The sequence below is a fragment of the Pseudomonas trutticola BRTCR10 genome (assembly GCF_056155105.1).
Genome location: NZ_CM149552.1, coordinates 2,236,416 through 2,256,633 on the forward strand (window position 1 = coordinate 2,236,416; position 20,218 = coordinate 2,256,633).

General features: G+C 59.2%; 18 protein-coding genes and 5 tRNA genes. 15 read left to right on the plus strand and 8 right to left on the minus strand.

What is annotated here, in order from left to right:
* Positions 1 to 804: a 2,5-didehydrogluconate reductase DkgB gene (gene dkgB / locus ACVVH8_RS09920; RefSeq protein ID WP_475229774.1), complete on the minus strand. Its 804-nt coding sequence runs from the start codon at positions 802 to 804 to the stop codon at positions 1 to 3.
* Between the two features lie 371 nt (positions 805 to 1,175).
* On the opposite strand from dkgB, the gene ACVVH8_RS09925 reads away from it, so the two are divergent.
* On the plus strand, positions 1,176 to 2,042 hold the full coding sequence (locus ACVVH8_RS09925) for a pirin family protein (protein ID WP_475229777.1): 867 nt from the start codon (positions 1,176 to 1,178) through the stop codon (positions 2,040 to 2,042).
* A gap of 219 nt (positions 2,043 to 2,261) precedes the next feature.
* Positions 2,262 to 3,704 (plus strand): mechanosensitive ion channel domain-containing protein, encoded by a 1,443-nt coding sequence (locus ACVVH8_RS09930; protein ID WP_475229780.1) that lies wholly within the window; start codon positions 2,262 to 2,264, stop codon positions 3,702 to 3,704.
* A gap of 3 nt (positions 3,705 to 3,707) precedes the next feature.
* On the opposite strand, the gene ACVVH8_RS09935 is transcribed toward ACVVH8_RS09930, so the two are convergent.
* Positions 3,708 to 4,289, minus strand: a complete 582-nt coding sequence (locus ACVVH8_RS09935; RefSeq protein WP_475229783.1) for a GNAT family N-acetyltransferase — start codon at positions 4,287 to 4,289, stop codon at positions 3,708 to 3,710.
* Positions 4,290 to 4,415: 126 nt separating this feature from the next.
* On the opposite strand from ACVVH8_RS09935, the gene xth reads away from it, so the two are divergent.
* Positions 4,416 to 5,210 (plus strand): exodeoxyribonuclease III, encoded by a 795-nt coding sequence (xth, locus tag ACVVH8_RS09940; RefSeq protein WP_401300026.1) that lies wholly within the window; start codon positions 4,416 to 4,418, stop codon positions 5,208 to 5,210.
* A 100-nt stretch (positions 5,211 to 5,310) separates the two neighbouring features.
* The gene (locus ACVVH8_RS09945) at positions 5,311 to 6,138 is read left to right on the plus strand and encodes an arylamine N-acetyltransferase family protein (protein ID WP_213028121.1); all 828 of its coding nucleotides are present in this window, start codon (positions 5,311 to 5,313) and stop codon (positions 6,136 to 6,138) included.
* A 3-nt stretch (positions 6,139 to 6,141) separates the two neighbouring features.
* Here ACVVH8_RS09945 and ACVVH8_RS09950 read toward each other — a convergent pair whose 3' ends face one another.
* Positions 6,142 to 6,471, minus strand: a complete 330-nt coding sequence (locus ACVVH8_RS09950) for a YaeH family protein (protein WP_475229786.1) — start codon at positions 6,469 to 6,471, stop codon at positions 6,142 to 6,144.
* Between the two features lie 289 nt (positions 6,472 to 6,760).
* Between ACVVH8_RS09950 and ACVVH8_RS09955 the strand changes: the two genes are divergently transcribed.
* Entirely contained in the window at positions 6,761 to 8,284 is a 1,524-nt protein-coding gene (locus ACVVH8_RS09955; RefSeq protein ID WP_103304845.1) for a nucleobase:cation symporter-2 family protein, read from the plus strand.
* Positions 8,285 to 8,403: 119 nt separating this feature from the next.
* On the opposite strand, the gene ACVVH8_RS09960 is transcribed toward ACVVH8_RS09955, so the two are convergent.
* Positions 8,404 to 8,479: transfer RNA gene (locus tag ACVVH8_RS09960), tRNA-Asn, on the minus strand.
* Positions 8,480 to 8,707: 228 nt separating this feature from the next.
* On the opposite strand from ACVVH8_RS09960, the gene ACVVH8_RS09965 reads away from it, so the two are divergent.
* Entirely contained in the window at positions 8,708 to 8,938 is a 231-nt protein-coding gene (locus tag ACVVH8_RS09965) for a hypothetical protein (RefSeq protein WP_103304846.1), read from the plus strand.
* On the opposite strand, the gene ACVVH8_RS09970 is transcribed toward ACVVH8_RS09965, so the two are convergent.
* The gene (locus ACVVH8_RS09970) at positions 8,935 to 9,135 is read right to left on the minus strand and encodes a hypothetical protein (protein WP_053118898.1); all 201 of its coding nucleotides are present in this window, start codon (positions 9,133 to 9,135) and stop codon (positions 8,935 to 8,937) included. The genes ACVVH8_RS09965 and ACVVH8_RS09970 overlap by 4 nt on opposite strands.
* Positions 9,136 to 9,361: 226 nt before the next feature.
* Positions 9,362 to 10,558 (minus strand): amino acid aminotransferase, encoded by a 1,197-nt coding sequence (locus tag ACVVH8_RS09975; protein WP_103304847.1) that lies wholly within the window; start codon positions 10,556 to 10,558, stop codon positions 9,362 to 9,364.
* Between the two features lie 337 nt (positions 10,559 to 10,895).
* Between ACVVH8_RS09975 and uvrB the strand changes: the two genes are divergently transcribed.
* Complete coding sequence (uvrB, locus tag ACVVH8_RS09980) at positions 10,896 to 12,911, plus strand: excinuclease ABC subunit UvrB (protein WP_095123435.1); 2,016 nt, start codon at positions 10,896 to 10,898, stop codon at positions 12,909 to 12,911.
* A gap of 139 nt (positions 12,912 to 13,050) precedes the next feature.
* On the opposite strand, the gene ACVVH8_RS09985 is transcribed toward uvrB, so the two are convergent.
* Positions 13,051 to 14,601 (minus strand): MDR family MFS transporter, encoded by a 1,551-nt coding sequence (locus ACVVH8_RS09985; RefSeq protein ID WP_103304848.1) that lies wholly within the window; start codon positions 14,599 to 14,601, stop codon positions 13,051 to 13,053.
* On the minus strand, positions 14,591 to 15,640 hold the full coding sequence (locus ACVVH8_RS09990; protein ID WP_315445779.1) for an HlyD family secretion protein: 1,050 nt from the start codon (positions 15,638 to 15,640) through the stop codon (positions 14,591 to 14,593). The genes ACVVH8_RS09985 and ACVVH8_RS09990 overlap by 11 nt, the downstream gene beginning before the upstream one ends.
* A 228-nt stretch (positions 15,641 to 15,868) precedes the next feature.
* On the opposite strand from ACVVH8_RS09990, the gene gltX reads away from it, so the two are divergent.
* The 8 genes from gltX (at position 15,869) to ACVVH8_RS10030 (ending at position 20,152) form a co-directional block, all read left to right on the plus strand.
* Positions 15,869 to 17,350, plus strand: coding sequence for a glutamate--tRNA ligase (gltX, locus tag ACVVH8_RS09995; RefSeq protein ID WP_105705073.1), 1,482 nt, complete (start codon positions 15,869 to 15,871; stop codon positions 17,348 to 17,350).
* Positions 17,351 to 17,553: 203 nt separating this feature from the next.
* Positions 17,554 to 17,629, plus strand: a tRNA-Ala gene (locus ACVVH8_RS10000).
* Between the two features lie 79 nt (positions 17,630 to 17,708).
* A tRNA-Glu gene (locus tag ACVVH8_RS10005) sits at positions 17,709 to 17,784 on the plus strand.
* A gap of 53 nt (positions 17,785 to 17,837) precedes the next feature.
* Positions 17,838 to 17,913: transfer RNA gene (locus ACVVH8_RS10010), tRNA-Ala, on the plus strand.
* Between the two features lie 81 nt (positions 17,914 to 17,994).
* Positions 17,995 to 18,070, plus strand: a tRNA-Glu gene (locus ACVVH8_RS10015).
* A 182-nt stretch (positions 18,071 to 18,252) separates the two neighbouring features.
* Positions 18,253 to 18,792 carry a TetR/AcrR family transcriptional regulator gene (locus tag ACVVH8_RS10020; RefSeq protein ID WP_103304851.1) on the plus strand — a complete coding sequence of 180 codons (540 nt, stop codon included), beginning with the start codon at positions 18,253 to 18,255 and terminating at the stop codon, positions 18,790 to 18,792.
* A gap of 30 nt (positions 18,793 to 18,822) precedes the next feature.
* The gene (locus tag ACVVH8_RS10025) at positions 18,823 to 19,656 is read left to right on the plus strand and encodes an alpha/beta fold hydrolase (RefSeq protein ID WP_103304852.1); all 834 of its coding nucleotides are present in this window, start codon (positions 18,823 to 18,825) and stop codon (positions 19,654 to 19,656) included.
* 46 nt (positions 19,657 to 19,702) lie between these two features.
* Positions 19,703 to 20,152: an acyl-CoA thioesterase gene (locus ACVVH8_RS10030; RefSeq protein WP_103304853.1), complete on the plus strand. Its 450-nt coding sequence runs from the start codon at positions 19,703 to 19,705 to the stop codon at positions 20,150 to 20,152.
* The last annotated feature ends 66 nt before the right edge of the window (positions 20,153 to 20,218 follow it).

Below are 20,218 nucleotides of genomic sequence, written 5' to 3' on the forward strand. Positions count from 1 at the left end.
TCAATCCCAGAGGGGCGCAATGCCTTTCGGGCTGGTCAGGCGATGGCCGCGATCCAGCGTGGCGATTTGCGCCATGTCGGCTTCGCTCAGCGTCAGTGCCGTGGCGCCAAGGTTGCTTTGCAGGTTGGCGCGCCGGGTCGACGATGGAATCACCGCGTAACCCGATTGCATGGCCCAGGCGAGCGTGATTTGTGCCGGGGTGGCATGCAGGCGTTCAGCGATCTGCAGGATCAGTGGGTCCTTGAGCACTTCGCCGTATGCGAGGGTCATGTACGAGGTGATGTGGATGCCCTGGCTCTTGGCAAATTCGACCACTTTGCGGTTCTGCAGGTACGGGTGCAGTTCGATCTGGTTGGTCGCGATGTGGCCGGCACCGACGGCAGCAATCGCCTGTTTCATCAGGTCGATGGTGAAATTGGAAATGCCGATCTGCCGGGTCAGGCCCAGACGCTTGGCCTCCAGCAGCGCGCTCATGAATTTTTCGACAGGCACCTGATTGTCCGGCGATGGCCAGTGGATCAGAGTCAGGTCGAGGTAATCGGTCTGCAGTTTTTGCAGGCTCTCCTTGAGGCTCTCGATCAAGCGATCCCCGGCAAAATTGGCGACCCAGATCTTGCTGGTGATAAACAGTTCTTCGCGAGGGATACCGCTGGCGGCGATGGCCTGGCCGACATCGGCTTCGTTTTCGTAGATCTGTGCGGTGTCGATGACCCGGTAGCCGAGTTCAAGGGCGGTGCTCACCGAATCGATGACCACCTGGCCTTGCAAGCGAAACGTACCAAGACCGAAAGCGGGAACAGACATGAAGGACTCCAGGGTTGCAGTGGGAATGGGCAGGAGTATCCGCGTCTGTTTCCGTGAGAAAAACCGTCGGGGGGGCAAAGCACCTTTGACCTCAGGTCATGAATCTTTTCCGGGATCCGTGCTGTCCGGGCTGGCCTCATCGCTGGCAGGCCAGTTCCCACAGGGTTCTCGGGTGTTCGCAAAGTCCGAGTTCACTGGAGATCCCTGTGGGAGTCGGGCTTGCCCGCGATGGCGGCGCCTCGGTTCTGAGTCTGCCCGCGAACGCACTGTTCTTCAGATAGAACGCTGAGACCGGTTTTTGCCGTCTAGTGCATTAATGGTCATGGATTTAAGCTCAATCCATTGCGTCACTCACTGATTTGGAGCCCACCATGAAAAACATCATCGGTATCTACACCAGCCCTCGCGGCCATTGGGTCGGCGATGGGTTTCCGGTACGCACACTGTTTTCCTACGACAACCTGGGCCAACACATCAGCCCGTTTCTGCTGCTCGATCACGCCGGGCCTGCCGAATTCACGCCAACCAGCGAGCGCCGCGGCGTGGGGCAGCATCCACACCGTGGTTTTGAAACCGTGACGATTGTTTATGACGGTGAAGTGCAGCACCGCGACTCCACCGGCAGTGGCGGCACCATTGGCCCTGGCGATGTGCAATGGATGACCGCCGCTTCCGGAATCCTCCATGAGGAATTCCATTCGGATAACTTCGCCCGGACTGGCGGCAAGCTGGAAATGGTTCAACTATGGGTCAATCTGCCGGCCAAGGACAAAATGGCTGCGCCGGGTTATCAGACAATCCTCGATGGTGACATTCCGAGCATTGCACTGAAGGACAACGCCGGCAGCCTGCGCTTGATCGCTGGTGAGTTCGATGGCCATAAAGGCCCATCGCGGACCTTTACGCCAATCGATGTGTGGGATCTGCGGCTGAACGCCGGCAAGTTGCTGACGCTGGATCTGCACGAGGGGCGTAATACTGCACTGGTGGTGCTCAAGGGTTCGGTGCAGATCAATGGACAGGAATCAGCGGAGCAAGGGCAACTGGCGTTGTTCGAACGCGATGGCCGGCAACTCACACTCCAGGCGAGTCAGGATGCGGTGGTGCTGTTGCTCAGTGGCGAGCCGATCGACGAGCCGATTGTCGGTCACGGGCCGTTCGTGATGAACACCGAGCAGGAAATCCATCAGGCCTTCACCGACTTCCAGTCCGGGCGCTTTGGCCGGATGCACGGCTGATCCCGCCATTACACTCACCCTGTGGGAGCGAGCCTGCTCGTGAAGGCGTCATGTCAGTCAATGCACCTTTGACTGATCCACCGCTTTCGCGAGCAGGCTCGCTCCCACACTTCGTTTTGTGGGGTTTTCGCGCGGGTGTTCATCCTCTGAAATCAATTGCTCCTACACTGTCCCAATCTGTGCGATCTTCTCGCGATTGGCCCTCGTCGGAGTTGTTTGATGCTGTCTCTGCTGACTGAACACCCGTTGTTTTGCGCATTGATCCTGATCCTCCTCGATCTCGGTCTGTGGCGCCTGATCAGCTCCCATGGCAGTGAATGGAAACTGCTGGTGCGGGTGCTGATTTTCACTTTGTTCAGCATCCTGCTGTTCAACGAAGGCCTCAATCCGATGGAGCCTGCGCCATGGGCCGATAACGTGCCGTTGCACCTGGCGGCGACCGGGTTGCAGATCGGCTGGTGGCTGTTCGGCGCACGCACCCTGACGGTGTTGATCGGCGCGGTGATGATGCAGCGGGTCGGGCACACCGGGCGGCTATTGCAGGACTTGCTCGGCGCGGTGATTTTCCTCATTGCGATTATCGCGGCACTCGCCTATGTGCTGGATCTGCCGGTCAAAGGCGTGCTGGCGACGTCCGGCGCACTGGCGATCATCGTCGGCCTGGCCTTGCAGAGCACCTTGAGTGACGTGTTTTCCGGGATCGTCCTCAACACCACCAAGCCTTATCAACTGGATGACTGGATTTCCATCGACGGCACCGAAGGCCGGGTCACCGATATCGATTGGCGCGCCACACGCCTGCAAACCAGTCAGGGCAGCATGGCGGTGATTCCCAACTCGCTGGCGGCCAAGGCCAAGATCATCAACTTCAGCCGGCCGAGCAACATGTTCGGCGTCGCGGTTAGCGTTCAGGTCAGCCCACACGCGCGCCCCAGCTCGGTGATCGACGCACTGGAGCGGGCGATGCAGGGCTGTCGCCAATTGCTCGACACACCTGCGCCGAGCGTCGCACTGAAAAGCTCCGGCAGCAGTGGCGCGGAATACGAAATCAGTGGTTTCGTCGCCTCGATGGGCGAGAAACGGGTGGTGCGCAATCAGCTGTTCGATCTGGCGTATCGGCACTTGCAGGCATCCGGGGTCAATCTGCTGTCGACTGATGAAAGCAGTGCACCGACCAATCTGTCGCGGCCTCGGGCGTTGCTCGACAGCTCGCCGATTTTTTCCACATTGCGTCAGGAAGAAAAAGAAACCTTCAGCCAGAACATGACCCTGCAAAGCTTCCGGGCTGGCGAGACAATCCTTGAGGCGGGGGAGGTCAGCGATCATTTGTTCATTATCGAATCGGGGGTGGTCACGGTGACGTTGACCCGCCATGGAGCGCCGTTCGAGTCCGGACGCATGGGCCCCGGCGAGGTCATCGGTGAGGCGGGGATTCTTTCCGATTCCTCGGTGCCGGCGAAGTTTGCCGCGAAGACCTTCTGCGCCCTGTACCGCATCGAGAAGACTTACCTCAAGCCGTGCCTCGACGCCCGTCACGACATCAGCGACGCCATGAAAACCCTGCTCGATTATCGTCTGCACAAGGCGCAATCGCTGACCGAGGAAGCGCCGGTGGTGGTGCCGAAAAAAGGCTTCCTGCAATGGCTGCGCAATCGCGCCTGAGCCTTACGCGTAGCCGGCGAGTTTCTGCTCCAGGTGCAGGCGCACTTGCGGCCATTCGTCGTCGATGATGCTGAACCGGACCGAGTTGCGCTTGCGCCCGTCCGGCATGATCCGTTCGTGGCGGACGATGCCTTCCTGCTGCGCGCCGAGGCGCAGGATCGCTTGGCGTGATTTCTGGTTGTTCTCGTCGGTGGTGAATTGCACACGCACACAGTCGAGCTCTTCGAAGGCGTGGCGCAGCATCAGGTATTTGGCTTCGGTGTTGACGAAGGACTTCTGCCAGCTCGCCGAGATCCAGCTGCTGCCGATTTCCAGTTTGCGATTGAGCGGGTCGATCTTCCAGAAGCGCGTTGAGCCGATCACTTCGCCGCTGTCCTTCAAGGTGATGGCAAACGGCAGCACCGTACCGGCATCCCGCCCGTCGAGGGCTTTTTGCAGGTAGCTGTCGACGGTGCTCGCTGAAGGCACAACGGTCACGGTGAGATCCCACAGCTCGCCGTCAGCGGCAGCGCGGACCAGCGCATCGGCGTCCGAGTATTGAAGCGGGCGCAGGACAATGCGCTGGCCTTGCAGTGTGGTGTGCATGGAGTACGGCTCTCGACAGTTCGGGCAGACGAGCGCTTATTACGCCGTAGCGGCGATATCCGATGCAACCCGCACAGTGCTCGCAAGGTCACAATTTTCACATGCCAGGGGCAGGAGCCTCAGTCGATGAAAAACCTGCGAATCGCCACGTTCAACGTCAATGGCCTGCGCGCACGGCTGCCGAATCTGCTGGAATGGCTCAAGCGCGAGCAACCGGACATCGTCTGTCTGCAAGAGCTTAAATCGCTCGACAGCGCCTTTCCCGCGGCCGAACTGGAAGCCGCCGGTTACGGCGCGATCTGGCACGGGCAGGCCTCATGGAATGGCGTGGCCATTCTCGCCCGTGACGCGCAACCGCTAGAGAGCCGACGCGGCTTACCGGGCGATCCCGATGACAAGCACAGCCGTTACCTGGAAGCGGCGGTGCATGGCGTATTGGTCGGTTGCCTGTACCTGCCCAACGGCAACCCGCAACCGGGACCGAAATTCGATTACAAACTGGCGTGGTTCGAGCGGTTGATCAGCTACGCAAAAGACCTGCAAAGCAGCGATCACCCCGTGGTGCTGGCCGGTGACTACAATGTCGTGCCCACCGACATGGACATCTACAACACCCGTTCATGGCTCAAAGATGCGTTGCTGCAACCCGAAAGCCGCGAGTGTTATCAACGATTGCTGGACCAGGGCTGGACCGATTCGCTGCGGCATCTATATCCCGAAGATCGCCTCTACACCTTCTGGGATTACTTCCGCCAACACTGGCAAAGCAATTCCGGTTTGCGCATTGACCATCTGCTGCTTAATCCAGCACTCAGTCCGTACTTGCACGAGGCCGGCGTAGACGCCTGGGTGCGCAACGAAGCGCACGCGAGCGATCATGCGCCGACGTGGATTCGTATCGGTTCAAGGAAAAAACGCTAGAGGCGATTGGTGAAATCAATTGTCGAGAACAGCGCCTGATCCCGTATACATGGCGACCACCAACGCAGTGATCTGCGGCCCCATGCCTAAGGACCGAGCAATGAGTGAGCCACGCCTGACGAATTCGAAGCTGTACCTGCAACGCCTGGGGTTCGACGCACCGCCAGCGCCGACCCTGGAAACCTTACGCCAGTTGCAATTGCGCCATACCGGTGCCTTCCCCTTTGAAAATCTGTCGACCATCAGCGGCGCGCCAGTGCCGATCGATCTTGCCTCGATCGAGCAGAAAGTCCTGCACGATGGCCGTGGCGGTTACTGCTACGAGCTGAACAAGCTGTTTTTTACCTTGCTGCGGGAATTGGGCTTCGACGCTCGGGCGATCAGCGGCCGCGTGGTCATGAATCAACCCGAAGGCACCTGGACGGCACGGACTCACCGCTTGAGCCTGGTCACCCTCGACGGTGTGCGCTACATCACCGACGTCGGCTTCGGCGGCATGGTGCCGACCGCGCCGCTGGTCCTCGACGCCGAAGACGAGCAGGCCACCCCGCACGAACCCTATCGCATCGAAAAACAACCCGATGGCTACATGCTGCGCGCCAACGTTGCAGGTGAGTGGCGCTCGATGTACCTGTTCGATCTGCAACGCCAGGAAGACATCGATTACACCATCGGCAACTGGTACGTCTCGACGCACCCAGATTCGCCATTCGCTCAGCGGCTGATGGTTGCGCGTACCGGCGATGGCTGGCGCAAGACATTGAACAACGGCAGCTTTGCCCTCCATCGCATGGGGGCAAGCAGTGAGCGGCGTGAAGTAACGGACGTCGATGAACTGATTGCATTGCTGGAGCAGGAATTTGATCTTCGCTTGCCCGAGCAGCCGCATGTACGCGGCGCTTTGGCGCGGATGATCGTGCCGGCCTGAGGCCTAGGGCTTTGTATCCGCTTCCAGTACTCGACGAATTTCCCCGGCGGCCGCTGACAGCTTTTTCTCAAGACTCTTGAGGTCGCCGGCAGTGATGCCTTGCTTGAGCTGCCCAGGCTGAGATGAATCGGCCTGTTCCGATTTACTTGCGCCATCCAGCAAGGCATGGCGCAGGGTGTTATTGATCACCGTCTGATAACCAAAACCCTCGTTTTGCGCCGCGATGCGTGCGGCATCGATAACGGCATCGTCGAGCATGATGGTGATGCGGGTTTTACCCTTGGTAGCCACTGCGCCACGTTTGCTCTGTGAGAAGTCGAATTCGTCTTTCATAAGGCACATTCCCTTTGAATATTGCGCACATCACTTATGCATACTTTATATGCATAGAGAAGAGCGTGCCTGTACCGTCGGTCGCCATGGAGACTTCAGCCGAGTGGCAGATGGAAGGTGGGCAGGAACGGATGTGTTGCCGGATTTGTGGGGAAGGGAAGCGCTGGCATAGAAGCGTGGGTGGCTACCTATCCATTATGTGACTGACAAGTTGTATACAACTCTATGGACATTTGTCCCGAGTATTGAATACAGTGTGCGCATAACAAAAACCAGGGAACCCCCCACCATGAAAACGCCCCATGTTTCACACCAACGGCCCGAGGACGAAAATCTCGGGGTCGGCGCGAATATGGCTTACGGCCTGCAACATGTTCTGACCATGTACGGCGGTATCGTTGCGGTGCCACTGATCATCGGCCAGGCGGCCGGCCTGTCGCCGGCGGACATTGGTTTGTTGATTGCTGCTTCATTGTTTGCGGGGGGGCTGGCGACACTGCTGCAAACCCTGGGTCTGCCGTTTTTTGGCTGTCAGTTGCCGCTGGTGCAGGGCGTGTCGTTCTCCGGCGTGGCGACCATGGTTGCGATTGTCAGCAGTGGCGGGGAGGGCGGTTTCCAGTCGGTGCTGGGCGCGGTGATTGCAGCCTCGTTGATCGGCTTGTTGATCACTCCGGTGTTCTCGCGAATCACCAAGTTCTTCCCGCCTCTGGTCACCGGCATTGTGATCACCACCATCGGCCTGACGCTGATGCCGGTGGCCGCACGCTGGGCCATGGGCGGCAACAGCCACGCGCCGGACTTCGGCAGCATGCAAAACATCGGTCTGGCGGCGGTGACGCTGGTGCTGGTGCTGCTGCTGAGCAAGGTCGGCAGCTCGACCATCTCGCGTCTGTCGATCCTGTTGGCCATGGTGATCGGCACGGTGCTGGCGGTGTTCCTCGGCATGGCGGACTTCTCCAGTGTCACCACCGGGCCGATGTTCGGCTTCCCGACGCCGTTCCATTTCGGCATGCCGACTTTCCACTTCGCCGCGATTCTGTCGATGTGCATCGTGGTCATGGTGACCCTGGTGGAAACCTCGGCGGACATTCTGGCGGTTGGTGAAATCATCGGCACCAAGGTTGACTCCAAGCGTCTGGGCAACGGTCTGCGGGCCGATATGCTGTCGAGCATGTTTGCGCCGATCTTCGGTTCGTTCACGCAAAGCGCCTTCGCCCAGAACGTCGGGCTGGTAGCGGTGACCGGCATCAAGAGTCGTTACGTAGTGGCCACCGGCGGTATCTTCCTGGTGATTCTCGGCCTGCTGCCGTTCATGGGGCGGGTGATTGCGGCAGTGCCGACCTCGGTACTCGGCGGCGCCGGTATCGTGTTGTTCGGTACCGTGGCCGCGAGCGGTATCCGTACGCTGTCGAAGGTGGACTACCGCAACAACGTCAACCTGATCATCGTCGCCACTTCAATCGGTTTCGGCATGATCCCGATTGCTGCACCGAACTTCTACGATCACTTCCCGAGCTGGTTCGCGACCATTTTCCACTCGGGCATCAGTTCGTCGGCGATCATGGCGATCCTGCTCAACCTGGCGTTCAACCACTTCACCGCTGGCAACTCGGACCAGCAGTCGGTGTTTGCGGCAGCGGAAGAGCGGACCCTGCGTTATCGCGATCTGGCAGCGCTGCGTGAAGGCGATTACTTCAGCGACGGCAAACTGCATGACTGCGATGGCAAGGAAGTGCCGGTGATCGAGCCGGATGATCACGACCACGGACATGGCGCGCCGAAAGCGCAGGTGAAAAGCAGCGAACATGTCTGACCGCTGCGTCTGAATAGAAAAGGGCCGATCTGTTAAGCGCAGATCGGCCCTTTTCTTTTGATCTTTTCAAGCGCCCACAAAAAAGCCCCTGAATCTTTCGATTCAGGGGCTTTGCTATTTGGCTCCACAACCTGGACTCGAACCAGGGACCCAATGATTAACAGTCATTTGCTCTACCAACTGAGCTATTGCGGAATTGGTGCGTATGTTACTGATTCAAAAAGAGAAGTCAAGCGTCGATCAGGAAAATAAGTGATTTCGCGGGACGGACGGTGGTTTATCCTCGATTGGCGGTTACCAGAACCGTATCAGAGGTCTACCATGGCTGCCCGGAAGTGGTCACACGCGCTGCCGGCCATTCGCCGAAAAGGTACGCGCCATGAATCACCCAGTCCGCAATTCCTGCAACAGCGAGGTGCTCGCATGAGCATCACTCAGATCAGCCTGCCCAAAGGGGTTGGCCCACACGCCGAAAAACTCTTCGATGCAATCACTCAGGCCAGTACGGCTGAAGAGCTGAACCGCGCCGGCGGCAAGGCTGAAGGATTTGTCCTCGGGCTTGAAAGCACCAAGGCGATCAAAAGCCAGATCGCCGAATCGCTTTACGTCGCCTATGACGATGCTGCCAGTCAGCGCGCGACCGAGCTGGCTTAACTGCCGAAGGTGATGGTGCCGAGCATCAGTTTGGCGTAAGCCGCCGTCGCCGCCAGTTGCACCAGCCACAGGACCAGGCCACCGAGGAAGACGCCGGCGGCAACTTGCAGCACCAGGCTTTTTTCACGTTTGGCCGAAGCGCGGGGGATGAAATCATCCAGATCGTCACGGTCGGCGCGCAGGTTGTCGTTTTTCATGTTGTCTCTCATCAGATATCCCGGGTGTACACAAAACCTGTAGGAGTGAGCCTGCTCGCGATAGCGGTGCGTCAGGCAGTGCAGCGTCAACTGATCAGACGCTATCGCGAGCAAGCTCACTCCTACAGTTTCGATTTATGTGCAGTCTAGAGGTTATGGGCACGGTTAATCAGGCAAATAAAAACGGGAAGCCCGAAGGCTTCCCGTTTTTCATCGCGCGGCGAAATCAGATGACCTGAACGATCGCGTCCGTCACAGCCTTGATGTTGCTCTGGTTCAGCGCAGCCACGCAGATCCGGCCGGTGTCCAGGGCGTAGATGCCGAACTCGTTACGCAGGCGATGAACCTGTTCAGTGGTCAGGCCGGAGTAGGAGAACATGCCGCGCTGACGACCGACGAAGCTGAAGTCACGCTGTGGCGCTTTCTCTGCCAGCAGGTTGACCATTTGCTCACGCATGCCGCGAATGCGCAGGCGCATTTCCGCCAGCTCGGCTTCCCACTGCGCACGCAGTTCCGGGCTGTTCAACACGGCAGCGACGATGCTTGCGCCGTGGGTCGGCGGGTTGGAGTAGTTGGTGCGGATCACGCGTTTGACTTGCGACAGTACGCGCGCGCTTTCTTCTTTCGATTCGCTGATGATCGACAGCGCACCGACGCGCTCGCCGTACAGCGAGAACGACTTGGAGAACGAGCTCGAGACGAAGAAGGTCAGGCCCGATTCAGCGAACAGGCGCACAGCGGCGGCGTCTTCGTCGATGCCATCTCCAAAACCCTGGTACGCCATGTCAAGGAACGGCACGTGACCTTTGGCCTTGACCACTTCCAGCACGTTGTTCCAGTCAGCCGGGCTCAGGTCGACACCGGTCGGGTTATGGCAGCAAGCGTGCAGAACAACGATCGAGCCGTTCGGCAGGGCGTTGAGGTCTTCGAGCAGGCCGGCACGGTTCACGTCGTGGGTGGCGGCGTCGTAGTAGCGGTAGTTCTGCACTGGGAAACCGGCGGTTTCGAACAGCGCGCGGTGGTTTTCCCAGCTCGGGTCGCTGATTGCCACGACAGCGTTCGGCAGCAGTTGCTTGAGGAAGTCGGCACCGATTTTCAGTGCGCCGGTACCGCCGACGGCCTGAGTGGTGATGACGCGACCGGCAGCGATCAGCGGCGAGTCGTTCCCGAACAGCAGCTTTTGCACCGCCTGATCGTAGGCGGCGATGCCGTCGATCGGCAGGTAGCCACGGGAGGCGTGCTGAGCAGCGCGAACGGTTTCAGCTTCGATCACGGCGCGCAGAAGTGGAATTCGCCCCTCTTCGTTGCAGTAAACACCCACGCCCAGGTTGACCTTGGTGGTCCGGGTATCGGCGTTGAATGCTTCGTTGAGGCCCAGGATTGGATCGCGGGGTGCCATTTCGACAGCGGAGAACAGGCTCATTATTACGGCGGCTCTGAATGGAGTGTGGAGGGACGTGTCGCGCTCCAGCCGAATGCACTAGAGCGGTGCACAAACGGGGAGCTAGTATAGAGGCCATCACTGAGCAATGGCGACAGGCGAATCGGCTTTTCGGGTAAGTTTTTCCGATTATTTCTTGACCGTTAGTCGATTGACCGTGTCAGAGTCTTTACCGGATGTAGGACGTTTGCCTTGAAAGGTGAGGCAATCGCCACCACATTGAGCACAATCCAGGTTTTTTCTTGCGCGACATCGGTCGTTTGCGGTCGTCCCCGTGGTACTCCGCTTTGCTCGGAGCGCCGCGATCCCAGAGGTGTGTATGTCCGAATTCCAGCTAGTCACTCGCTTCGAGCCCGCCGGCGATCAGCCAGAAGCCATCCGCCAATTGGTGGAGGGCATCGAAGCCGGGCTGGCGCACCAGACGCTGCTCGGTGTGACCGGCTCGGGCAAGACCTTCAGCATCGCCAATGTCATCTCGCAGATCCAGCGCCCGACGCTGGTGCTGGCGCCGAACAAGACCCTTGCCGCGCAACTGTATGGCGAGTTCAAGGCGTTCTTCCCGAACAACGCCGTCGAATATTTCGTTTCCTACTACGACTACTATCAGCCCGAAGCCTACGTGCCGTCGTCCGACACCTTCATCGAGAAGGACGCGTCGATCAATGACCACATCGAACAGATGCGGCTTTCGGCGACCAAAGCACTGCTCGAGCGCAAGGACGCGATCATCGTCACCACGGTGTCGTGCATCTACGGTCTGGGTAGCCCGGAAACTTATTTGAAGATGGTGCTGCACGTCGATCGCGGCGACAAACTCGATCAGCGCGCATTGCTGCGCCGTCTGGCCGACCTGCAATACACCCGCAACGATATGGATTTTGCCCGTGCGACATTCCGCGTACGTGGCGATGTGATCGATATCTACCCGGCAGAATCGGACCTGGAAGCGATTCGCATCGAGCTGTTCGATGACGAAGTCGAGAGCATTTCCGCGTTCGACCCGCTGACCGGCGAAGTCATCCGCAAGATGCCGCGCTTCACCTTCTACCCGAAAAGCCACTATGTGACGCCACGGGAAACCCTGCTCGACGCCATCGAACACATCAAAGTCGAATTGCAGGAGCGCCTCGAATACCTGCGCAGCAACAATAAACTGGTCGAAGCCCAACGTCTGGAGCAGCGCACCCGTTTCGACCTGGAGATGATCCTTGAGCTGGGTTACTGCAACGGCATCGAAAACTACTCGCGCTACCTGTCCGGGCGCCCGGCCGGTGCGGCGCCGCCCACCCTTTACGATTACCTGCCGGCCGATGCCTTGCTGGTGATCGACGAATCCCACGTCAGCGTGCCGCAAGTCGGCGCGATGTATAAAGGCGACCGTTCGCGTAAGGAAACCCTGGTCGAATACGGCTTCCGTCTGCCGTCGGCGCTGGACAACCGGCCGATGCGTTTTGACGAGTGGGAAGGGGTCAGCCCGCAGACCATTTTCGTCTCGGCGACGCCGGGCAATTACGAAGCTGAACATGCCGGGCGCGTGGTCGAGCAAGTGGTGCGTCCGACCGGTCTGGTCGACCCGCAAGTCGAAGTGCGTCCAGCGCTGACTCAGGTCGACGATCTACTCTCGGAAATCACCAAGCGGGTAGCGGTCGAGGAGCGCGTGCTGGTCACTACGCTGACCAAGCGCATGGCCGAAGACCTTACGGACTACCTCGCCGACCACGGCGTGCGTGTACGTTATCTGCACTCGGACATCGACACCGTTGAGCGGGTCGAGATCATTCGCGACCTGCGCCTCGGCACCTTTGATGTGCTGGTGGGGATCAACCTGTTGCGCGAAGGTCTGGATATGCCGGAAGTGTCGCTGGTGGCGATTCTTGATGCGGACAAGGAAGGCTTCCTGCGTTCCGAGCGTTCGCTGATCCAGACCATCGGCCGGGCGGCGCGGAACCTCAATGGCCGGGCGATTCTGTATGCCGATCGCATGACCGGTTCGATGGAGCGGGCGATTGGCGAGACCGAGCGTCGTCGCGACAAACAGATCGCCTTCAACCTGGAAAACGGTATCACCCCAAGAGGCGTGATCAAGGACGTCGCCGACATCATGGAAGGCGCCACCGTGCCCGGTTCGCGCAGCAAGAAGCGCAAAGGCATGGCCAAGGCTGCCGAGGAAAACGCCAAGTACGAAGCCGAACTGCGCTCGCCGAGCGAGATCACCAAGCGTATTCGTGCGCTGGAAGAGAAGATGTATCAGCTGGCGCGGGATCTGGAGTTTGAAGCGGCAGCGCAGATGCGTGATGAAATTGCCAAGTTGCGTGAGCGGCTTCTGGCTGTTTGATGTTCATTGCCTGATCTGGCCCTATCGCTGGCAAGCCAGCTCCCACAGGTTTCTTTGGTGTTCACAAAATTTGTGTTCACCATCAATCCCTGTGGGAGCTGGCTTGCCAGCGAAGGGGCCGGTGCAAACACTGCAAATATCAGTGGGCTTCCCCAGCCTTCAATCCCTGCGGCAATTTCTTGGTCAGCAAGATCGCCAACATACTGATCCCCAGCGCAATCCCGACAAAGTGAAACGCATCGTTGTAAGCCATGATCGCCGCCTGCTGATGGACGATCTCACTCAACTTGCCCAGCGCCGCCGTATCACTGCCAAACCGATCGCTCATCGACGCCAGGCGCTCCGCCACTTGCGGGTTGGTCGGCACCACCGCCTCACGCAAATAATCGAAGTAAGTCTTGGTCCGCGCATCCAGCAATGTCGCGAGCAGGGCAATGCCGATTGCACCGCCGAGGTTACGCAGGATGTTGAACAGGCTCGACGCCGAGCCGGCGTCCTGCGGCAGGATGTACGCCGTGGCGATCAGCGAAATCGTCACCATGATCAGCGGCTGCCCCAGCGCCCGAATGATCTGGATCTGATTGAATTGCGGCCCGGCGAAATCCGGGTTGAGCACCCCCGAAGAAAAACTCGCCAGCCCGAACAGGCCAAACCCGATCGTGCACAACCATTTCGGCGAGACGAACTTCATCAGTTTCGGCACCAGCGGAATCAGAAACAGCTGCGGCACGCCCATCCACATGATCACTTCGCCAATCTGCAGGGCGTTGTAGTTCTGAATCTGCGCCAGGTACAGCGGCAACAGATAGATCGAGCCATACAACCCGACGCCCATGCCCAGGCTGGAAATGCTCGACAGGCCGAAGTTGCGATTGCGCAGGATGCCAAGGTTGATCAGCGGATTGGGCTTGGAAATCTGCACGATCACAAAGGTAATCAAGCTCACCAGGGCAATGCTGCCGAGGGTCACGATCAGGCTCGATTCGAGCCAGTCCTTGCGGTGGCCTTCTTCGAGAAAAACCTGCAAGCAGCCGAGGCCGATACCCAGCGTGAGAATGCCGGTGTAATCGGTGCTTTTCAGTAGCTCCCAATGCGCTTCTTTCTTCTCCAGCCCATACATCAACCCGGCGATCATGATCAGGCCGGGCGGGATGTTGATATAGAAGATGTATTCCCAGCCCCAGTTTTCCGTGAGCCAGCCGCCCAGCGTCGGGCCGATGGACGGGGCGAACGTCGCGGTCATGGCGAACATCGCCATGCCTTTGGCGCGGTGATGTTCGGGGAGTTTGATCAGGGTCAGGGTGAACGCCAGCGGGATCAGCGCGCCACCGGTAAAGCCTTGCATGGCGCGGAAGACGATCATGCTCTCCAGACTCCAGGCCATTGAGCACAGCAAGGATGACACCAGAAAACCCAGCGACACCCACACCGCCAGGCGCCGCGCCGAGAGCAACTGCACCAGCCATGCGGTCAGCGGGATCATGATGATTTCCGCGACCAGATAGGAGGTGGAAATCCACGAGCCTTCTTCCAGCGTCGCCGACAGCGCGCCCTGAATATCCTTGAGCGAAGAGTTGGTGATCTGGATATCGAGCACCGCCATAAAGGCGCCGAGCATCACGCTCATCACCGCAATCCAGTCCCGCCGGGTCGGTTCGCCGACCGGGCGGATCAGCGAATCACCGGCCATCGTCTGGGGCGTCTTTGATATTCACGGTGGCGGTGACCGACATGCCCGGACGGATCTTGCCACGCAGCGGGTTATCGGCTTTGAAGGTCAGCTTCACCGGAATACGCTGCACGACCTTGGTGAAGTTGCCGGTGGCGTTGTCCGGCGGCAGCAGGCTGAACTGCGCGCCGGAGGCGGCGAACAGACTGTCGACCCGCGCTTCGATCGGCGTATCGCCATAGGCATCAAAGGTCAGCTCGGCTTTCTGCCCGGGCTGCATGTGGCCGATCTGGGTTTCCTTGAAGTTAGCCTGCACCCAGATGTCTTCGTCCGGGACGATCGACAACAGATAGGCGCCGGCCTGCACCACCTGACCATTGCGTGCGGCACGCTGGCCGACGAGGCCGCTGATCGGCGCGTGGATTTCGCTGCGGGTCAAGTTGAGTTCGGCTTGCGCAAGGTCGGCGCGGGCGTTGGCGATCTGCGCGTCGAGGCGTTTGATCTCGGCGCTCAGGGCGTTGACCTGTTGACGCTGACCCTGCGCGTCGGCCTGGGCCTTGGCCACTTGCGAGCGGGCAATGTGGGCGTCGGCGGAGAGGGTGGTCACGCGTTCTTCGGAAACGTAACCGGGCTTGCGCAGGGTTTCCGCCCGCGACAAATCCATTTGCGAGCGGCCAAGCGTCGCTTGCGTGGTCGCCACTTGCGCATCGCTGGCGGCGATCAGGCTCGATTGCTGGGTCAGTTTGCTCTGTGCTTGCAGGCGTTCGGCTTCGCGGGTGGCGAGGGCGGCATTGGCACGATCCACGGCCAGGCGGAAATCATTGGGTTCAAGGCGCACCAGCAACTGGCCTTTTTCCACATGTTGGTTGTCCTGCACCAGCACTTCATCGATGCGCGCGCTCAACTGGCTCGAGACACGGGTGATTTCGCCCTGGACATAGGCGTTGTCGGTGCTTTCATAAAAGCGCCCCTTGAAAAACCAATGGGCGAAAAAGCCCCCGGCGATCAACAGGACCAGAAGCAGGAAAATAAACAGGCGACGCTTGAGTTGGGCAGGCATGGGCAAACTGTAGTCGAGGAATTGTAAGGAAAGTTATCAGCAGACGAATCTGGCATACAGCCGATAAACGGTAAATGCCATCTGTTGATATTCGGCCATTCACCGCGGTCTATGGGCGTTCCAGCCGCAAACTTGGCTTAAATGCCCTGCCCGCTGGAGCGGGGCGGGTGTCGCCTGTTACCATTCGCCGCTTGATTGTTTTGCTTTTCATTCTTTTCGAGACATGCCATGACCACCGTCCGCACTCGCATCGCGCCATCGCCTACCGGGGACCCCCACGTAGGTACCGCTTACATCGCATTGTTCAACTACTGCTTTGCCAAGCAGCATGGCGGTGAGTTCATCCTGCGCATCGAAGACACCGACCAGTTGCGTTCGACTCGCGAGTCCGAACAGCAGATCTTCGACGCCCTGCGCTGGCTCGGTATCGACTGGAGCGAAGGCCCGGACGTTGGCGGTCCGCACGGTCCGTACCGTCAGAGCGAGCGCGGCGATATCTATCAGAAATATTGCCAGCAACTGGTCGACATGGGCCACGCGTTCCCGTGCTTCTGCACCGCTGAAGAACTGGACCAGATGCGCGCCGAGCAAATGGCTCGCGGCGAAACCCCGCGTTACGACGGCCGCGCGCTGTTGTTGTCGAAGGAAGAAGTCGCTGCCCGTCTGGCCGCTGGCGAGCCGCACGTGATCCGCATGAAAGTGCCGAGCGAAGGCGTCTGCGTGGTGCCGGACATGCTGCGTGGCGATGTCGAGATCCCGTGGGATCGCATGGACATGCAAGTGCTGATGAAGACCGACGGCCTGCCGACCTATTTCCTCGCCAACGTGGTCGACGACCACCTGATGGGCATCACCCACGTTCTGCGTGGCGAAGAATGGCTGCCGTCGGCGCCGAAACTGATTCTGCTGTACGAGTACTTCGGTTGGGAGCAACCGGAGCTGTGTTACATGCCGCTGCTGCGTAACCCGGACAAGAGCAAGCTGTCCAAGCGCAAGAACCCGACCTCGGTGACGTTCTACGAGCGCATGGGCTTCATGCCGGAAGCGATGCTCAACTACCTCGGCCGCATGGGCTGGTCGATGCCGGACGAGCGCGAGAAGTTCTCGTTGCAGGAAATGGTCGACAACTTCGACCTCAAACGTGTTTCCCTCGGCGGGCCGATCTTCGACATCGAGAAGCTGTCGTGGCTCAACGGCCAGTGGCTGCGTGATCTGCCGGTGGAAGAGTTCGCCAGCCGTTTGCAGACCTGGGCGTTGAACCCGGAATACATGATGAAGATCGCGCCGCTGGTGCAGGGTCGTGTTGAAACCTTCAGCCAGGTTGCACCGCTGGGCGGGTTCTTCTTCGCCGGCGGCGTCAATCCGGATGCCAAGCTGTTCGAGTCGAAGAAACTTTCCGGTGATCAGGTTCGCCAGTTGATGCAATTGATCCTGTGGAAGCTGGAAAGCCTGCGTCAGTGGGAAAAAGACAACATCACCGCGACGATTCAGGCGGTGGTTGAATCCCTCGAGCTGAAACTGCGTGATGCAATGCCGCTGATGTTTGCCGCGATTACCGGGCAGGCGAGTTCGGTGTCGGTGCTCGATGCCATGGAAATCATCGGCCCGGACCTGACCCGTTTCCGTCTGCGTCAGGCGATTGACCTGCTGGGCGGCGTGTCGAAGAAAGAAAACAAAGAGTGGGAAAAGCTGCTGGGCGCTATCGCTTAAGCACGCCTGACTCTGCAGGAACAACCGAAGGCCGGGATCGTTTGATTCCGGCCTTCGGCGTTTTTCCCCCGGATTTTCGGGGGGAGGGCGGTAAGTGATTGTTATGTCGGCAAAAAACTTTGAAATATTTTAAAAATAAGTTTGACAGCCCTCCGATACGCCCTTAAGATTCGCCCCGTCCTCAGCGATGACATCAACGATGAGGGGCTATAGCTCAGCTGGGAGAGCGCTTGCATGGCATGCAAGAGGTCGACGGTTCGATCCCGTCTAGCTCCACCAATTTACACTTCGAAGCCTGGCCACACCGGCTTCGAAGCGATCAACACTCAGCGTTGATCAGTTGTATAGAAGGGTTTGCGTCCCCTTCGTCTAGTGGCCTAGGACACCGCCCTTTCACGGCGGTAACAGGGGTTCGAGTCCCCTAGGGGACGCCAGTTTTACAGAAGCGATGTTGCAAGATGTCGCTCCGCCGCGAGGCGAAAAATCCGGGGCTATAGCTCAGCTGGGAGAGCGCCTGCATGGCATGCAGGAGGTCAGCGGTTCGATCCCGCTTAGCTCCACCAATTTTACAAGTTCAAGGTCTGGCCACACCGGCCTTGAATCGATCAGCTCTCAGCACTGATCAGTTGTATAGAAGGGTTTGTGTCCCCTTCGTCTAGTGGCCTAGGACACCGCCCTTTCACGGCGGTAACAGGGGTTCGAGTCCCCTAGGGGACGCCACGATTACCCGCTCTGCGGGATTTTATAAGGGTCATTCAATTATTGAATGGCCCTTTTGTTTGTCTGGCGTTTGGCCAACTCTCCTTTTTCCTTACACTGTGCTTCAGACCAGCGGTCATATCCTTGACTTGCAGAATATTATTATGCGAATAATATTCTAGTCGTAATATTCGGAGGCAACGATGAACGATAAAAAAGCTCAAACCCGCGAACGCATCCTCAAGGCTGCCAGCGCCGCACTGATTCAGCGTGGCCCCGCAGACCCTAGCGTGGGCGAAGTGATGGGCGCGGCCGGCCTGACCGTCGGTGGCTTCTACGCGCACTTCGAAAGCAAGGACGCGATGATGCTCGAAGCGTTCAAGCAATTGCTGGGGCGCCGCCGCGACCTGATTGCCGACATGGATGCCGAACTGACTGGCGAAGAACGTCGCGCGCTGGTCGCAGCGTTCTACCTGTCGCGCAAGCACCGCGATTCCAGTGACGCGGCGTGCCCGATTCCGGCGTCCATCGGTGAGCTGGGTCGCTTACCGGACTCGTTCCGAATCGCGCTCAACGAACACTTGGAATTGATGATTGCGCAGTTGGCGTCCAGCCCTGAGGACACCGACAAAGCCCTGGCCGACGTGGCCTTGATGGTGGGTGGTCTGGCCCTCGCAAGAGCGCTTGGCCCTGGAGATTTGTCCGATCGATTGCTGCGCGCTGCCAAGTCGGCGGTGCGTTGACCTGAAGGCAACACGCCTGAGGAGAGAGCGATGAACACGTTGAAGTGGATTCGTGGCGTAAATGGCACCTTGGGCTGGATTGCACCGAAACAGGTAGCAAGCAAAATGCGTCTGGCGTTCATGACGCCGCGAGCTTTGCCGCTGCGGGATTGGGAGTTGCCATTACTGGCCAATTCCGAACGGATCACCTTGCGTTTTGGTTTATCGGCGCTGCGCTGGGGGCAAGGCCCGACCGTATTGCTGATGCACGGCTGGGAAGGGCGGCCAACCCAATTCGCTGCATTGATCACCGCGCTGGTTGAAGCTGGATACACCGTCGTCGCACTCGATGGCCCGGCCCACGGTCGGTCGCCGGGACGTGAGGCCAATGTTGTACTGTTCGCCCGCGCCATGCTCGAAGCCGCCGCCGAACTGCCGCCCTTGCAAGCCGTCATCGGCCACTCCATGGGTGGCGCCAGTGCGATGCTCGCCGTGCAATTGGGCCTGCGCACCGAAACCCTCGTCAGCATTGCCGCTCCTGCTCGCATCCTCGGTGTGCTGCGGGGTTTTGCTCGTTACGTGGGGATGCCGCCACGAGCGCGTTCCGCTTTCATCCGTCAGGTCGAACAGGATGTCGGCATGCGCGCTGCCACCCTCGATGTAGCCCACTATCAACTGGATATGCCCGGCCTGATCGTGCACGCCGAGGACGACAATTTCGTCTCGGTCAAAGAATCGCAACTGATTCACGAATCCTGGTTCGACAGCCGTTTGCTGCGCCTCGAAAGCGGTGGTCATCAGCGCGTGCTGGCCGACCCTCGGGTGATTGATGGCGTGTTATCACTGCTGGCGGGCCGCAGCCTTCAGGCGCGCCAATCGGCGTGAGCTCCGTTACACTGCCCCGGTTGAATAAATTGACCGGGAGTGGGGCATGGGCTGGGATCGGGCAACGCCGTTTACCATTGATCTGCAAGTGGGCGCCGAGGACATCGACGGGCTGGGCCACGCGAATAACGCGGTCTATGTGACCTGGCTCGAACGCTGCGCCTGGCGTCATTCGCAGCGTCTGGGGCTGGATCTGGTCGAGTACCGGCGCCTGGACCGGGCGATGGCGGTGGTGCGCCACGAGATCGATTATCTGGCCGCTGCCTATGAAGGCGACGAACTGCAGTTGGCGACCTGGATCGTCGATTGGGACCAGCGCCTGAAAATGACCCGGCATTTCCAGCTAAAGCGTCCAAGCGATAACACCACACTGCTGCGCGCGCAGACCACGTTTGTCTGCATTGAATTGTCCACTGGCAAACCCAAGCGCATGCCGGCCGAGTTCATCGAAGGCTATGGCCCGGCGATCCAGCCCTCAGAATCTGTCCAAATCTAAACTGTAGGAGCGAGCCTGCTCGCGATTGCGCTATGTCAGCCGATGCGCATGTGACTGAAGCACCGC

Excerpts from the sequence above, each read along its gene's own strand:
- dkgB (WP_475229774.1), bottom strand. The coding sequence starts at position 804 with ATGTCTGTTCCCGCTTTCGGTCTTGGTACGTTTCGCTTGCAAGGCCAG.
- ACVVH8_RS09925 (WP_475229777.1), top strand. The coding sequence starts at position 1,176 with ATGAAAAACATCATCGGTATCTACACCAGCCCTCGCGGCCATTGGGTC.
- ACVVH8_RS09930 (WP_475229780.1), top strand. The coding sequence starts at position 2,262 with ATGCTGTCTCTGCTGACTGAACACCCGTTGTTTTGCGCATTGATCCTG.
- ACVVH8_RS09935 (WP_475229783.1), bottom strand. The coding sequence starts at position 4,289 with ATGCACACCACACTGCAAGGCCAGCGCATTGTCCTGCGCCCGCTTCAA.
- xth (WP_401300026.1), top strand. The coding sequence starts at position 4,416 with ATGAAAAACCTGCGAATCGCCACGTTCAACGTCAATGGCCTGCGCGCA.
- ACVVH8_RS09945 (WP_213028121.1), top strand. The coding sequence starts at position 5,311 with ATGAGTGAGCCACGCCTGACGAATTCGAAGCTGTACCTGCAACGCCTG.
- ACVVH8_RS09950 (WP_475229786.1), bottom strand. The coding sequence starts at position 6,471 with ATGAAAGACGAATTCGACTTCTCACAGAGCAAACGTGGCGCAGTGGCT.
- ACVVH8_RS09955 (WP_103304845.1), top strand. The coding sequence starts at position 6,761 with ATGAAAACGCCCCATGTTTCACACCAACGGCCCGAGGACGAAAATCTC.
- ACVVH8_RS09965 (WP_103304846.1), top strand. The coding sequence starts at position 8,708 with ATGAGCATCACTCAGATCAGCCTGCCCAAAGGGGTTGGCCCACACGCC.
- ACVVH8_RS09970 (WP_053118898.1), bottom strand. The coding sequence starts at position 9,135 with ATGAAAAACGACAACCTGCGCGCCGACCGTGACGATCTGGATGATTTC.
- ACVVH8_RS09975 (WP_103304847.1), bottom strand. The coding sequence starts at position 10,558 with ATGAGCCTGTTCTCCGCTGTCGAAATGGCACCCCGCGATCCAATCCTG.
- uvrB (WP_095123435.1), top strand. The coding sequence starts at position 10,896 with ATGTCCGAATTCCAGCTAGTCACTCGCTTCGAGCCCGCCGGCGATCAG.
- ACVVH8_RS09985 (WP_103304848.1), bottom strand. The coding sequence starts at position 14,601 with ATGGCCGGTGATTCGCTGATCCGCCCGGTCGGCGAACCGACCCGGCGG.
- ACVVH8_RS09990 (WP_315445779.1), bottom strand. The coding sequence starts at position 15,640 with ATGCCTGCCCAACTCAAGCGTCGCCTGTTTATTTTCCTGCTTCTGGTC.
- gltX (WP_105705073.1), top strand. The coding sequence starts at position 15,869 with ATGACCACCGTCCGCACTCGCATCGCGCCATCGCCTACCGGGGACCCC.
- ACVVH8_RS10020 (WP_103304851.1), top strand. The coding sequence starts at position 18,253 with ATGAACGATAAAAAAGCTCAAACCCGCGAACGCATCCTCAAGGCTGCC.
- ACVVH8_RS10025 (WP_103304852.1), top strand. The coding sequence starts at position 18,823 with ATGAACACGTTGAAGTGGATTCGTGGCGTAAATGGCACCTTGGGCTGG.
- ACVVH8_RS10030 (WP_103304853.1), top strand. The coding sequence starts at position 19,703 with ATGGGCTGGGATCGGGCAACGCCGTTTACCATTGATCTGCAAGTGGGC.